Source organism: Mediterraneibacter flintii, assembly GCF_055387595.1.
Window position 1 is genome coordinate 1,538,732 of record NZ_AP031405.1, and the last position, 14,544, is coordinate 1,553,275.

Genomic DNA, 14,544 nt, shown 5'->3' on the forward strand with positions numbered 1-14,544 from the left:
GAGAAAGACAGGAGGAAGAAAATGGTTGTATTTGTCGGCGCCGGCCCCGGGGCAGTGGATCTGATTACGGTGCGGGGACAGGCGTTTTTAAAAGAAGCAGATATTGTGATATATGCCGGCTCTCTGGTAAACCCAGAGTTGCTTAAGCTGTGCGGGCCAGACTGTGAAATCTATAACAGCGCCTATATGACACTAGAAGAGGTCATACAAGTGATGGAGGAAGGGGTGCGAAAAGAGAAGCGCATTGTCCGCCTGCATACGGGCGATCCTTCCTTGTATGGGGCAATCAAAGAGCAGACGGATATTTTAGAGGAAAAGGGGATCCCCTATGAAATTTGTCCTGGCGTCAGTTCCTTTTGCGGGGCGGCGGCAGCGTTGCAGGCAGAATATACACTGCCCGGGATCTCCCAGTCGGTTGTGATCACGCGCATGGCGGGGCGTACCAGTGTCCCTGAGAAAGAATCTATCCAAAGCCTGGCTGCTCATCAGGCGACAATGGTGATTTTCTTAAGTGCAGGGTTATTAAAGGAATTGCAGCAGGCATTAATAGAGGGCGGCTATCCGGAAGATACTCCGGCAGCGGTTGTCTATAAGGCGACATGGGAAGATGAAAAGGTGTGCCGCTGCAAGGTATGTGAGCTCTATGATACAGCGCGAAAAGCGCAGATTACAAAAACGGCGCTGATTGTCGTAGGAAATATACTAAAGGGCGCTTACAGGCGATCGGAGCTTTACAATCCGTCTTTTTCCACTGCATACAGAAAAGCACATGTCCCATATGAAGAACAGGTGGCAAAGCCAGAGAGAAAGGAGCAGTATCCAGATGGGTAAGGTATATGTAGTAGGATTAGGGCCCGGAGCAGGCAGCCAGATGACGCTCTGCGCGAAAGATGTGATAGAACACTGTCCGGTGATTACAGGATATACCGTATATGTAGATCTGCTGAAGGGGGAATTTCCAGATAAGGTATACCTGACAACTCCGATGAAGCAGGAAGTGCAGCGGTGTGAAATGGCCTTTCAGGAGGCAGAAAAAGGACACGACGTAGCGATGGTGTGCAGCGGGGACGCAGGGATATATGGTATGGCAGGCCTGCTGTATGAGATAGGAAAGAAGTATCCGGATATAGAGCTGGAAATCATACCGGGAATTACTGCGGCATGTGGAGGCGCCGCAGTTTTGGGGGCACCTCTGATGCATGATTTTGCGGTGATCAGCTTAAGTGATTTACTGACGCCCTGGGAAAAGATTGAAAAAAGACTAAGGGCGGCAGCCATGGCAGATTTTGTCATCTGCCTTTATAATCCGTCTAGCAAGAAGCGGGCAGATTATCTTTCCAGAGCGTGCGACTGTATGCTGGAGTACAAAAGAAAAGATACAATATGCGGAATTGTCCGCAATATTGGGCGAAGGGAAGAGTCCTATGAGATATTGACTCTGGAAGCATTAAAAGAGAAGCAGACGGATATGTTTACCACTGTATTTATCGGAAATGAACAGACGGACATCATCAGAGGTAAGATGGTGACACCGAGAGGATACCGGAATGTGTAAAAGAGAAAAGACAGTATATTTGCTGGGAATTGGAATGGGAAGCCAGTCTGGCTTTACAGGAGAGGTGCGGGAAGCACTTTTAAAATGCGGCTGTATCATCGGGGCGGCGCGCATGGTTCAAAGCGCTTTAGACGGAATTTCAAAAGCCGGAGGACAGGAAGGAAAACAAGAGGAGGTTTTAAAAGAAACCTTCATAGAGTACCGCGCAGAGGCGATTGCACGTTTTGTAAAGGAGCATCGAACGTGCACTGTGTTTGCGGTTGTACTTTCCGGGGACAGTGGATTCTACAGCGGAGCAAAAAACCTGGTGCGGGAATTAAAAGGGGTCAGGGTGAAGCTTTTGCCGGGCATTTCTACTGTGTCTTATCTGGCGGCAAGGCTTGGCACATCGTGGGAGGACGCGAAGGTGGTAAGTCTGCATGGGCAGAAGGCAAACTTTATCTATGAGATCACCCACCACGAAAAGACATTCCTTTTGCTTGGAACAAAAGGGCAGGGGCGTACGCTCTGTGAGAAATTAAAACAGTATGCGCTCACGGATGTCCAGGTAACAATCGGAAGAAATTTATCGTATGCGGAGGAAGAACTGATTACCAAAAAAGCAGGGGAGCTTGTGCCCGAGGATTGGGAAGGGCTGTCCGCGGCGATGGTTGTCAATCCACATCCCGTCAAAAGATATAAAAGAACGGTGGAGGATACAGAATTTATAAGAGGAAAGGTGCCTATGACAAAAGCGGAGGTGAGGACAGTCTGCCTTGCAAAGCTGCGCCTTGCGGCAGGGGCAGTTCTCTATGATATTGGGGCAGGCACTGGCTCTATCTCTGTGGAAGCCGCACTTTCGGGGCCGGATATCCGAGTATATGCGATAGAAAAGAAGCCGGAGGCAGTACAGCTTTTAGAAGAAAATAAAAGAAAATTTGCGGCTGACTGGATGGAAATTGTACAAGGGACGGCGCCGGAGGCAATGGAAGAGCTGGAAACGCCAAGCCATATATTTATTGGCGGAAGCTCCGGCAATTTAAAAGAGATTCTATATAAGGCACGCGCGAAAAATCCCCGGGTGCGCATTGTAATGACAGCCATTTCTTTAGAAACAGTGAAGGAAGCGATGGAGGCAATGGAAGAAGGACTGCTTCCATCTGCAGAGATAGTACAGATAGCAGTGGCAAAGTCACGCAAGCTTGGTAATTTTCATATGATGATGGGCGAAAATCCTGTCTACGTTATTTCTGCCGGAGGAGAGGAGGACTTATGAGGATTCCAAGAATATTGCTCGCTGCTCCCTCAAGTGGCAGTGGAAAGACAGTGTTGGCATGCGCGCTGATGAAAGCGCTGGAAATGCGGGGCAAGAAGGTTGCGGCATATAAATGCGGCCCAGACTATATTGATCCAATGTTTCACCGAGAAGTGTTGGGAATTGACTCGGAGAATCTGGATTTGTTTTTTGACAGCCAGGAGGAGCTTCCGAGGATATTTGCCCGTCATGCGAAGGAGAAGGAGATTGCGGTCATTGAAGGTGTGATGGGATATTATGACGGAATGACAATGGGATCTTTGTCGGCGAGTTCTTATGATGTGGCGCGGGTGACAAAGACTCCCGTACTGCTTGTGCTGTCCTTAAAGGGCATGGCACTCTCCGCGGCAGCGCTTGTAGAGGGAATGATCGGATTTCAGAAGGACAGTAATATCCGGGGACTGCTTTTAAACCGGACATCAAAGAAGCTATATCCCCGTATGAAACAGATGTTAGAACAGGAGCTTCAAAAAAGAGGATATACAATCCCTGTTTTAGGGTATCTTGCACAGGACGAAATATTTTCCCTTGAGAGCAGGCACTTAGGACTTGTAACACCAGAGGAAATACAAGGACTTCAGGAGCAAATGGCACAGGCAGGAAAACGACTGGCGGAGACGGTAGACTTAGACGCTATCCTGCAAATCGCACAGTCCGCCCCTGCGCTTTTGGTATCGGACTGTAAAAAAGAGAACAAACAAAAGGAAGAAAAGAGAGCTGGAAAAGGACATACACCTGTTTTGATTGCTGTGGCGCGGGATAAGGCATTTGGATTTTATTACAAGGAGAATCTGGAGTTGTTAAAAGAGCTGGGGTGTGAACTTGCGTTTTTCAGTCCTCTTTCGGATACCGAGCTTCCCAAAGGAAGCAAAGGACTGGTATTGGGCGGCGGGTATCCCGAGTTGTATGCAAGGAAGCTGTCAGAAAATAAAGCAATGTTAACATGTATTCGGGAAGCAGTACAAGGAGGTATGCCCTGCCTGGCGGAATGCGGCGGTTTTCTCTACCTGCATGAAAGTCTGGCAGATCCGGAGCAAAAGGAGTACCAGATGGCGGGCGTGATAAAGGGAAAAGCAGCTTCCCAGGGAAAACTTGTCCGGTTTGGTTATATTTGTATAGAAGGCCAGAAAGACGGCGCGTATTTAAAAAACGGGGAAGTTATCCGAGGACATGAATTTCATTACTGGGACAGTACAGACAACGGCAGAGACTGTCTTGCGGTGAAGCCGGACAAAACACGTTCCTGGCAGTGTATCCATATGGAAGGAAATCTTTTTGCAGGGTATCCGCATTTGTATCTGCCCTCCTTTGTTCCTTTTGCCAGGAGATTTGTAAACCAGTGTATGGAGACAGGAGAATGAGCAGATGAAAGACGGTCAAATAAGAGAAAAGGACAGGGAAAAAGAGTGTTTAGAGGCACTGTTAAGCCAGATTGTCCCCGTAGATGAAGTGAGCAAAGAAGTAGCCGGGAAGCGTTGGAGGACAGTGGGGAAACCTTTGTTTAGTCTGGGAAAGTTAGAACAGGCGGTGATCGACATTGCAGGGATAAAAAGGACGGCAGAGTATACCTTGAAGAAAAAAGGACTTTTGATTTTCTGCGCCGATAACGGTGTGGTAAAGGAAGGCGTGACCCAGACCGGTCAGGAGGTAACGGCAATCGTGGCGGAGAACTTTACCAGGCGTGCGGCGAGTGTCTGTATGATGGCAGAGCGCGCCGGCGTGGATCTTTTCCCGATTGACATCGGGATGGTCAGGGACGTAGAGGCTGTGACGAAGAAAGAATACAAAGTTGCGTATGGAACAAGAGATCTTTTAGAGGAAACAGCGATGACAGAAGCACAGACGCTTAAGGCAATTCTGACGGGAATCAGGCTCGTGAAGGAGAAAAAAGAAGAGGGATATGAGATTCTTGCAACCGGAGAGATGGGGATTGGAAATACAACGACCAGCAGTGCAGTTGCCTGTGTTCTGTTAGGAGAAGACGCAGAAGCAGTGACGGGAAAGGGAGCAGGATTGAGCAGCGCCGGTCTGGAAAGAAAAATAGAAGTGATACGTCGGGCGATAGAGAAGCACCGGCCAAATCGGGAGAATGTGCTGGATGTACTGTCCAAAGTAGGCGGTCTGGATCTCGCAGGACTTACCGGAGCGTTTTTAGGAGGTGCGATCTATCATATTCCCGTTGTGATGGACGGATTTATCTCCGCCGCCGCCGCACTGTGCGCGGTTCGGCTGTCTCCGGCTGTATCGGGTTATATACTGCCGTCCCACGTGTCGAAGGAGCCGGGAGGACGAAAGCTTTTAGACGCGTTACAGTTAGAACCATTCCTGACCTGCGATATGTGTCTGGGAGAGGGAAGCGGGGCAGTGGCAGTTATGCCCCTTTTGGACATGGGATTGTCTGTATACCGCGAGATGAGCACGTTTGAGGAAATCCATGTAGAAGCGTATGAAGTATTATAAAAGAGGAGAATCCAATGAGGCTTATGCAGGCGTTTTTGATTGCCTTATCTATGTATTCTAAAATTCCAGTGCCGCGTGCAGAGTGGAATGAAAAAAATATGAAGTATGCAATGTGTTTTTTCCCAGTCGTAGGCGTTGTGACAGGAGGATGTGTATACCTGGCAGGTTTTTTTCTGCTTCGTTTTACCTCCTGCGGTTCGGTATTTTCAGGGGCGGCGCTTACGCTTGTTCCGATCCTGATAAGCGGCGGGATTCATCTGGATGGATTTATGGATACGACAGATGCCCTTTCCTCTTATGGCGACAGGGAGAAAAAACTCTCTATTTTAAAGGATCCCCATACAGGAGCATTTGCCATTTTAGGAATGGGCTGTTATCTGCTGTGGAGTGTGGCGGTGTACAGTGAAGTGAAAATAGAAATGCTTCCCTCCTTATCTTGTATATTTGTTCTGTCCCGCGCCTTGAGTGGATTTTCTGTAGTGACCTTCCCTGCTGCAAAGGACAGCGGGCTTCTTAGGACTTTTCAGGATAAGGCACAGAAAAAGAATGTCCGTATTGTGATGCTTCTCTGGGCTGCGGCAGCGCTTTTGTCACTTATCTGGCTGGATGGAAAGACCGGAGGGATGGCAGCGCTTTGTGCGGGCGGAACATTCCTCTACTATGGTTGGATGAGTAAGAAGAAGTTTGGCGGAATCACTGGCGATCTCGCCGGATACTTCCTAAGTCTGTGTGAAGTATGTATGGCGACAGGTATTGTACTGGCAGGAGGCGGAATATGAAACTTATTTTTATCCGGCATTTTTCTACGGCGGGAAATGAAAAGAGACAGTATATCGGCAGAACCGATGAAGCGATTACGGAACAGGCGCGAAAGATATACTTAAGAGAGCTGTTCCATTATCCGGACGTGAGGCAGGTGGTGGCGAGTCCCATGAAGCGATGCGTGCAGACGGCAAAGCTTTTATATCCGAAGAAAAAGATCTGGACACAGGAGTTGCTAAGGGAATGTGATTTCGGAGAATTTGAGGGCAGAACCTATGAAGAGCTAAAAGAAGACTTCCGCTATATCCAATGGATGGAATCAGGCGGCACACTTCCCTTTCCGGACGGAGAGTCACAAGAGGAGTTTTGCGAAAGATGTGTGGCAGGATTTAGAAAATGTATAGAGTATCTGCAAAAGGAAGAGGGGATTGCCGGAGAAAAAGCATGTCAGGCAGAAGCTACAGCCGCATTTGTTGTACATGGCGGTACGATGATGGCAATTCTCTCTGCTCTGGATAAAAAGCAACGCGGATTTTATGAATGGCAGGCGGCGAACGGACAGGGCTTTCAAGCGGTTCTGCAGGAGGAAAAGTTTGAGGCAGGAAAAAGATGCCTGTATGAGATAGAACCGTTAAAGCAGATGTACGGACCATAAACAAGAGACAAATTTAAGAAGGAAAGGAAAATATAACAGATGGTTTCACTGGCAGCATGTGTGGCAGGGTTTATATTGGATTTACGATTCGGAGATCCGGCATGGCTTTATCATCCGGTACGCCTGATCGGAATGTGGATTTCTTTTCTAGAGAAGCGCATTTTGCGTTTTGGCAGCCGATATGAAGGGAAGGAAAAACAAAAAAAGGTCTTGCTCCTTGGGGGAGCCCTGTTGTGTGCGTGTGTTGTGACAGTAAGTACGGCAGTTCCGTTACTTTTGCTGGCTCTGGCAGGGAGAATACATCCCTTTTTGCGGTTTGGACTAGAGGCATTTTGGTGCTGGCAGCTTCTGGCAGCGACGTCACTTCGAAAGGAGAGCAGAAAAGTATATGAAAAGTTACAGGAAAAAAATCTGCCAGAGGCGAAAAAAGCAGTTTCTATGATTGTGGGAAGAGATACAGAGAATTTGGATGAGAAAGGCGTCATAAAGGCGGCGGTGGAGACTGTTGCGGAGAACACATCGGACGGGGAAGTGGCGCCTTTGTTTTATCTGCTGCTTGGAGGCGTCCCATTCGGGTTCTTTTATAAAGCAGTCAATACAATGGATTCGATGGTAGGATATAAAAATGAAACCTATTTGTATCTGGGAAGGATTCCGGCGCGTCTGGATGATGTGATGAATTTTTTGCCGGCACGTATCAGTGCAGGGCTTATGATTGTCGCTGCTTTTCTGCTGAAAATGGATGGAAGGAATGCATGCGCGGTGTACAAAAAAGACAGAAAAAAGCATGCGAGTCCCAATGCGGGACAGACAGAGGCTGTATGTGCGGGAGCGCTTGACATAGAGCTTGCAGGAGATGCGTATTATTTCGGAAAACTGGTTCACAAAGAGACGATCGGTACGGCTTTCCGTAAGCCGGAGCCGGAGGACATCAACCGAGTGGGGAAACTAATGTATATGACAGCAATTCTGGCTCTTTTGCTTCTGGGGGCGGCAAAGGCATGCGTACTGTTTTTCTTTTGGTGAAGGCAGCAAAAAAGGAGGAAGAAGGATGGAATATCTGCATGGAGGAGATATTTACACATATGAGAATATGCTGGACTTTTCGATCAATATCAATCCGTTTGGCCCGAGCGAAGAGGTGCTTTGCGCAGTGCAAAGAGCAGTGCCGGAGATTGCGAAATATCCGGACAGCCGCTGCCGGAAGCTTCTGAGGGCATTAGCAGAGGAAAAAGAAATGCCGGCCTCCTGGTTTATATTTGGAAACGGCGCTGCGGAGCTTATCTTCTCTCTGGTACAGGCAGAGAGGCCCAAAAAAGCGCTGCTGCCGGTTCCGTCCTTTGGAGAGTATGAACGTGCGCTTCACAATGTAGGATGTGATATTACCTATTTCGGTTTAAAGAAGGAGCAGCATTTTGATGTGACAGAAGCGCTCTTAGACAGGCTGGATGACAAGACGGACATTCTATTTCTGTGTTCTCCGTCGAATCCTGTCGGCAGGGTGATAGAAGAAACGCTGCTTGGGCAGATACTTGACGCCTGTGAGCGTCTGCATATCCGGCTTGTATTGGACGCCTGCTTTATGGAATTTCATTCTAAGACAGAGGAGAGCGTGAAAAAACTGTGTCAGGAGGACTCCCACATGCTGTTTGTGCTGGGGGCGTTTACAAAAACATATGGAATCCCGGGACTGCGGCTTGGATATGGGATTTCGAAAGACAAGGCATTGCTGGAGAAAATGAAAGAGGGAATGCAGCCCTGGAATATTTCTGTACTTGCACAGGCAGCGGGAGTGGCCGCATTGAAGGAAAAGAAGCGCACTGTAAAAATGCGATCCTTTATAGAGCAGGAAAGAAACTGGATGGAGCTGGAATTAGAAAAAGCAGGGATAGAATACATTCCGTCTGCGGCAAATTATATGCTGCTGTTTAGTCCCTATGATTTGTTTTCTTTACTTCAGGAGGAGAGCATTTTGATACGCGACTGTCAGAATTATCGGGGGCTGGAGAAAGGATATTACCGGATTGCCATCAAACAGCATGAGGAAAATAAAAGACTTTTGGCAGCGCTTAAGAAAATCTACCAAAAAGGGCAGGAGGAAACAGGAACATGGCGAAACCGATTATGATACAGGGGACAATGTCGAATGTGGGAAAGAGTATTCTCGCGGGAGGCTTATGCAGAGTGCTTATGCAGGATGGCTACAAGGTGGCGCCTTTTAAATCTCAGAATATGGCGTTGAATTCTTTTATTACAGAGGAAGGGCTGGAGATGGGGCGGGCACAGGTGATGCAGGCGGAAGCGGCAGGAATTTCTCCTTTGGCGGCGATGAACCCGATCCTCTTAAAACCTACGAATGACACAGGCTCTCAGGTGATTTTAAACGGCAGAGTAAAAGGAGTGATGGCAGCCGCAGAATATTACCGCAGGAAAAAAGAATTCATCCCTTATATTATGGAAGCGTACAGCCAGCTTGCAAAAGCGTTTGATGTGATTGTCGTGGAAGGAGCAGGAAGTCCCGCCGAAATAAACTTAAAAAGCGGGGATATTGTGAATATGGGCCTGGCAGAAATGATTGATGCGCCTGTTCTGCTTGTGGGAGATATAGACAGAGGCGGTGTTTTCGCCCAGATTGTAGGGACGATTGCACTGCTTGAGGAGCAGGAGAGAAAAAGGGTGAAGGGAATCGTTATCAACAAATTTCGCGGAGATAAGGAGATTTTGAAACCAGGACTTTTCATGCTGGAGGAACGGATTCAAATTCCAGTGCGCGGAGTGATTCCTTATTTTCATCTGGATATTGATGAGGAGGACAGTCTTACAAGCCGGTTTGAAAAGAAGGAAAAGGCAGGACTTATCGATCTTGTGGTTGTACGTGTGCCGCGGATTTCAAACTTTACGGATTTTGCGCCTTTAGAGTGTATGGAGGAGGTGTCTGTCCGGTATGTAACAGATCCGAAGGAACTGAAAAATCCAGACGCCGTACTTCTGCCGGGAAGCAAAAATACGATAGAGGATCTGCTCTGGCTGCGCCAAAGCGGAATGGAGGCAAGGATCCTACAGTATGTAAAAAAAGGAGGCGTGGTTTTCGGCATCTGCGGTGGATACCAAATGCTGGGAAGCCAGATATCCGACCCAGAGGGGATAGAAAAAAAAGGAACCGTCAAAGGAATGGATCTGCTTCCCATGCACACGGTGTTTGAAAAGGAAAAGACGCGAACCCAGGTACAGGGAACATTTCTTTCCATGTCAGGTGCCTTAAAAGGGCTGGAGGGGGCCTTCCTGGAAGGCTATGAAATCCATATGGGAAGAACCGTCTTAGAAGAAGGGGGACAACCCCTCCTTATGCTTGGGGAATCTGCAAATGTGGACGGCGCCCAGGCGGGAAGTGTGTATGGCTGTTATATACATGGGATTTTTGACAGTGCAGATGTCTGCGGCAGATTTGTGTCCTGTCTGCTGACAAAGAAGGGATACAGTCCGGACAGTGTCCATGCGGTAGATCGCAGGGAGTATAAAGAGAAGCAGTATGATCTTTTGGCAGAGATTATCCGGAAGGATCTGGATATGGGTGCGATATATGAAATGATAGAGAAAGGAAAGGATATGTCATGTCACCGGTAATTCGAATTGGCAGCAGGCAGAGCAGGCTTGCAGTGATGCAGGCAGAAATTGTAAAAAGGCAGATAGAACGCTTACATCCACAGGTGAAAGTAGAGATTATCACAATGAAAACAACCGGAGATAAAATCTTAGACAGGAGCCTGGAAACAATCGGAGGAAAGGGGCTGTTTGTCAAAGAATTGGACAGAGCGCTGTTAAACGGGGAGATTGATATTTCGGTACATAGCCTAAAGGATATGCCTATGGAGACAGATGAGCGCCTTCCTATTCTCGCGTACACGAAGCGGGAGGATCCGCGGGATGTGCTGATCGTAAAGCCGGGGAAAACGGAGGAAGAGGCGAGAAAAACAGGCGCGGTGATCGGTACCTCCAGCAGAAGGCGTTCCCTCCAGCTGAAAAAACTGTACCCGAATTGTGTCTTTCATGGAATCCGCGGGAATGTACAGACCCGTCTTTCAAAGCTGGAGCAGGAGGAATACAGTGCAACTGTGCTCGCGGCAGCAGGACTGCACCGGCTGGGAATGCATGGAATCATTGAGAGATATTTTGAGGTGGATGAAGTGATCCCGGCGGCAGGGCAGGGAATTTTGGCTGTACAGGGAAGAAGAGGGGAGGTCTGGCCGTATCTGGAAGGGCTGGACGATCCGGAAGCAAAAACGGCAGCGCTGGCGGAACGTGCATTTGTGAAAGCGCTGGACGGAGGCTGTACTTCTCCTGTGGCAGCGTATGCACAGATAAAAGGAACTACATTAAAGTTAAGAGGGCTTTATTATGAGGAAGGCGCGCAGCAGTATATAGTAGATACCATTGTCGGAGAGGCAGAAGAGGCGGAAGCATTAGGAGAATATCTCGCCATAAAGATGAAAGAGGAGGCGTAAAGGATGTCTGGATATAGAGAACAGGCAGGCAAGGTCTGGATTGCAGGAGCAGGGCCGGGAGATAGGGAGCTTTTGACTGTAAAGACAGCGCGGCTTATAAAAGAGGCGGACGTGATCGTCTATGATGCATTGATTAGTGCAGAGATTCTGACACAGATACCTGAACAAAAAGAGCTCATCCATGTAGGAAAACGCTCCGGAAATCATACGGTGCCGCAAGAAGAGATCAGCCGGATTCTGGTACAGGAGGCAAAAAAAGGGAAAAAAGTTCTGCGGTTAAAAGGCGGAGATCCCTTCGTGTTTGGACGGGGAGGAGAAGAAGTGGAACTGCTTGTAAAAGAACAGATTCCATTCGAGGTGGTACCTGGAGTTACTTCGTGTACAGCAGTTCCCGCCTATGCGGGAATTCCGGTGACACATAGAGACTGTGCCTCGTCTTTCCATGTGATCACCGGACATGCACAAAGAGACGGAGAAATCCGGATCGATTTTCCTTCGCTGGCGCGTCTGGGAGGCACACTTGTATTTTTGATGGGATTGGCGCGTCTTGGCTGGATTGCAAAAGGGCTTCTGGATGCAGGAATGAAAAAAGACACTCCGGCGGCAGTGGTGGAAAATGGGACGACGGCAAAACAAAGAAAGGTGATTTCTGTTCTTTCGGATATTGAAGAGAAAGCAAAGGAGGAAGATATACAGACGCCGGCTATCATTATAGTAGGAGAGGTCTGCGCATTTTCTGAAGCCTTCGACTGGACGGCGAAACGAAAGCTGGGAGGCAGACAGTTTCTGACAACCAGACCAAGACAGAACAGCTCACGTCTGGCTAAGCGTCTGCGGGATTTAGGCGCGCAGGTAATTGAAATGCCGTCGATTCGGACAGAGGAAATTCTGCCGAATCCGAGGTTGGAAGATGCGCTGGCGCGTCTGGGAGAGCGAAGCGGCGAGCAATGGCTTGTCTTTACAAGCCCCATTGGGGTATCTGTATTTTTTGACGGATTGCGCAGAAGAAAAACAGACATCCGAAAACTGCTGGGAGGCTCGGCAGTCATAAAAGTGGCAGCGATTGGATCAGCGACAGCGGCGGCGCTGGAAGAAGCAGGAATATTCGCAGATTTAGTTCCGGAAAAATATAATGCAGAAGAGCTGGGAAGAATACTTGCAGAAACTGCGGCTAAGAATAGTCATATTACTATCTTAAGAGCAGAGGCAGGCTCTCCTATGCTACTGCCTCCACTGTATAAAGCCGGTATTTGGGTGGAGGATGTGGCATTGTACCGAACTTGTACAGAGGGAGAAAGCAGATGGAAGGAGAAGCTGACCGAGATGCTAAAAAGAGGAGAGATCGACGCGGTAGCTTTTACAAGCGCTTCCACAGTAAGAGGGTTTGCTCAGATGATGGAAGGATTTCCCCTCTCACAGATACATGCGCTGTGTATCGGCGAACAGACAGAAAAAGAAGCGGCAAACTATCACATGCAGACAGAAGTGGCCCTGGAAGCCTCTATGGACGGGATGGAAAAGCTGATTTTGCAAAAGTACGGCATCAGATAAGGAGTGCATATGGCAGTCTATACAATGAAGAGAATCGCAGTGGGAATGATTTCCCTGTTTGTTCTGGTGACTGTGACCTTTTTTCTGACCAGAATGATGCCGGGAAGTCCTTTTGAGGACGGAAACGTGTCCGCCTCTGTGACAGAGGCGATGGAGGAAGAATACGGACTTAGGGATTCTCCTGTGAAGCAGTACAGGACATATATGACAAATCTTTTAAAAGGCAGACTTGGAGTTTCTTATAAACAGCAGGGAGTCACCGTAGAAAGTATTATCGGAAATGCAGCGCCTGTGACGGCATCTCTGGGGGCGGCGGCAGTCATAACGGCGGCAGTGGCGGGAACAGGTCTTGGCATCTGGAAAGCGGTGTCAAAGAAAAAAACAGTCAGAATTCTGCTGTCCGGAGGAACCCTTCTCGGTGCGGGAATTCCCAATTTTGTGGCAGCGCTTTTGCTTCTGCTTGTATTTGGAGTGACTTTAAAATGGTTCCCTGTGACGGGATTGTTTACTCCGGCTCATTATGTACTTCCGGTTCTCTCCCTTGCATTCTATCCGACAGCGGTAGTGGCGGAGATGATATATAATACGTTTGCAGAAGAAATGAAAAAAGAGTATGTAGTGCTTGCCAGGGCGAAAGGGATGGGGTTCTGGCAAATAGCAGTATTCCATGTGTTGAAAAATGCCTGGATACCGGTTTTGAATTATCTGGGGCCTCTGTCCGCTTTTCTTCTGACAGGCAGCTTTGCAGTGGAGAGTATCTTTAACATTCCAGGGCTTGGCAGGGAATTTGTCAGTTCTGTTATGAACAGGGACTATACATTGATTATGGGATTGACGATTTTCATGGGAAGTGTGGTGATCGGAGTGAACCTTTTTACAGATCTGCTCTGCGCATGGCTGGATCCCAGGGTGAGAAACAGCTATCTGGAAAAGAGGTGGGGGGATTGAAAAAGAAAAAAAATCCATGTTTGCTGTACGGGGCGGCGCTGCTTTTGCTCTGGATAGCGGCAGCGCTTCTGGTGCCGGAGCTTTCCCCCTATACGTACACAGGTATAAATGCGGATATCCGGAATCAGGGGAGTTCCTGCCTGCATCTGTTCGGTACGGATAAATTTGGAAGAGATATTTTTGTGCGGGTATGGTATGCGGCGCGTATCAGCCTGCTTGTAGGAGTGACAGGCGCCGGCATAAACGCAGCTTTCGGATTGCTGTATGGGAGTATTTCTGGATATGTGGGAGGAAAGGCAGACTTTCTTCTGATGCGCATAGCAGATATTTTAGCGTCCATACCGTCTCTTTTGTATGTGATTTTGATTACACTTGTTATGGGCGCTGGAGTAGAAAGCATCATTGCCGGTATCTGTGTGGCAGGATGGGTTGACATGGCAAGAATTGTGAGAGGAGAGATTATCAGGGAAAAAGGAAAGGCGTATATTCGGGCGGCACAGATGGAGGGAATCCGTCCGTTTCGTATTCTTTTCGTACACCTGCTCCCTAATGTGGCGGGGCCGATATTGGTCAATCTGACATTTTTAGTTCCTCAGGCAGTTTTTACGGAGGCATTTTTAAGCTTTCTGGGAGTTGGGATTGCCCCTCCATCGGCGAGCTTAGGTGTGCTGATCCAGGAGGCAAAGAGCCAGATTCAGTTGTATCCATATCAAATGTTGTATCCGATGTGTATTTTGTGTCTGTTGATTCTGGCTTTGCGCCTGTTTGGACGAGGGCTGGAGAATGTATATGGAGAAAAGACAGAAAGGTAAATAGA

The 14,544-nt window shown here is 48.3% G+C and carries 14 protein-coding genes; all 14 read left to right on the forward strand.

Annotated elements, in window-relative coordinates; translation table 11 throughout:
• The first annotated feature begins 21 nt into the window (after positions 1-21).
• From cobM to ACZ5C4_RS07345, 14 genes are read left to right on the forward strand one after another with little or no spacing between them, the layout of a single operon-like run.
• Positions 22-831, forward strand: a complete 810-nt coding sequence (gene cobM, locus ACZ5C4_RS07280; RefSeq protein ID WP_464520410.1) for a precorrin-4 C(11)-methyltransferase — start codon at positions 22-24, stop codon at positions 829-831.
• Positions 824-1,555, forward strand: coding sequence for a precorrin-3B C(17)-methyltransferase (gene cobJ / locus ACZ5C4_RS07285; RefSeq protein WP_464520411.1), 732 nt, complete (start codon positions 824-826; stop codon positions 1,553-1,555). The genes cobM and cobJ overlap by 8 nt, the downstream gene beginning before the upstream one ends.
• Positions 1,548-2,810 (forward strand): precorrin-6Y C5,15-methyltransferase (decarboxylating) subunit CbiT, encoded by a 1,263-nt coding sequence (gene cbiT, locus ACZ5C4_RS07290; protein WP_464520412.1) that lies wholly within the window; start codon positions 1,548-1,550, stop codon positions 2,808-2,810. The genes cobJ and cbiT overlap by 8 nt, the downstream gene beginning before the upstream one ends.
• Positions 2,807-4,210: a cobyrinate a,c-diamide synthase gene (locus ACZ5C4_RS07295; RefSeq protein WP_464520413.1), complete on the forward strand. Its 1,404-nt coding sequence runs from the start codon at positions 2,807-2,809 to the stop codon at positions 4,208-4,210. Before cbiT ends, ACZ5C4_RS07295 begins: the two co-directional genes overlap by 4 nt.
• A 4-nt stretch (positions 4,211-4,214) precedes the next feature.
• On the forward strand, positions 4,215-5,309 hold the full coding sequence (gene cobT, locus ACZ5C4_RS07300; RefSeq protein ID WP_464520414.1) for a nicotinate-nucleotide--dimethylbenzimidazole phosphoribosyltransferase: 1,095 nt from the start codon (positions 4,215-4,217) through the stop codon (positions 5,307-5,309).
• Positions 5,310-5,323: 14 nt separating this feature from the next.
• Complete coding sequence (locus tag ACZ5C4_RS07305) at positions 5,324-6,088, forward strand: adenosylcobinamide-GDP ribazoletransferase (RefSeq protein ID WP_464520415.1); 765 nt, start codon at positions 5,324-5,326, stop codon at positions 6,086-6,088.
• The gene (locus ACZ5C4_RS07310; RefSeq protein WP_464520416.1) at positions 6,085-6,726 is read left to right on the forward strand and encodes a histidine phosphatase family protein; all 642 of its coding nucleotides are present in this window, start codon (positions 6,085-6,087) and stop codon (positions 6,724-6,726) included. Before ACZ5C4_RS07305 ends, ACZ5C4_RS07310 begins: the two co-directional genes overlap by 4 nt.
• 39 nt (positions 6,727-6,765) lie before the next feature.
• Positions 6,766-7,752 (forward strand): adenosylcobinamide-phosphate synthase CbiB, encoded by a 987-nt coding sequence (cbiB, locus tag ACZ5C4_RS07315; RefSeq protein ID WP_464520417.1) that lies wholly within the window; start codon positions 6,766-6,768, stop codon positions 7,750-7,752.
• 25 nt (positions 7,753-7,777) lie between these two features.
• Positions 7,778-8,854: a pyridoxal phosphate-dependent aminotransferase gene (locus ACZ5C4_RS07320; RefSeq protein ID WP_464520418.1), complete on the forward strand. Its 1,077-nt coding sequence runs from the start codon at positions 7,778-7,780 to the stop codon at positions 8,852-8,854.
• Positions 8,836-10,350 carry a cobyric acid synthase gene (locus tag ACZ5C4_RS07325; RefSeq protein WP_464520419.1) on the forward strand — a complete coding sequence of 505 codons (1,515 nt, stop codon included), beginning with the start codon at positions 8,836-8,838 and terminating at the stop codon, positions 10,348-10,350. The genes ACZ5C4_RS07320 and ACZ5C4_RS07325 overlap by 19 nt, the downstream gene beginning before the upstream one ends.
• On the forward strand, positions 10,338-11,228 hold the full coding sequence (hemC, locus tag ACZ5C4_RS07330; RefSeq protein WP_464520420.1) for a hydroxymethylbilane synthase: 891 nt from the start codon (positions 10,338-10,340) through the stop codon (positions 11,226-11,228). The genes ACZ5C4_RS07325 and hemC overlap by 13 nt, the downstream gene beginning before the upstream one ends.
• A gap of 3 nt (positions 11,229-11,231) precedes the next feature.
• Positions 11,232-12,779, forward strand: a complete 1,548-nt coding sequence (gene cobA / locus ACZ5C4_RS07335) for a uroporphyrinogen-III C-methyltransferase (protein ID WP_464520421.1) — start codon at positions 11,232-11,234, stop codon at positions 12,777-12,779.
• 9 nt (positions 12,780-12,788) lie between these two features.
• The gene (locus tag ACZ5C4_RS07340) at positions 12,789-13,727 is read left to right on the forward strand and encodes an ABC transporter permease (protein ID WP_464520422.1); all 939 of its coding nucleotides are present in this window, start codon (positions 12,789-12,791) and stop codon (positions 13,725-13,727) included.
• Complete coding sequence (locus tag ACZ5C4_RS07345; protein WP_464520423.1) at positions 13,715-14,539, forward strand: ABC transporter permease; 825 nt, start codon at positions 13,715-13,717, stop codon at positions 14,537-14,539. The genes ACZ5C4_RS07340 and ACZ5C4_RS07345 overlap by 13 nt, the downstream gene beginning before the upstream one ends.
• Positions 14,540-14,544 lie beyond the last annotated feature (5 nt).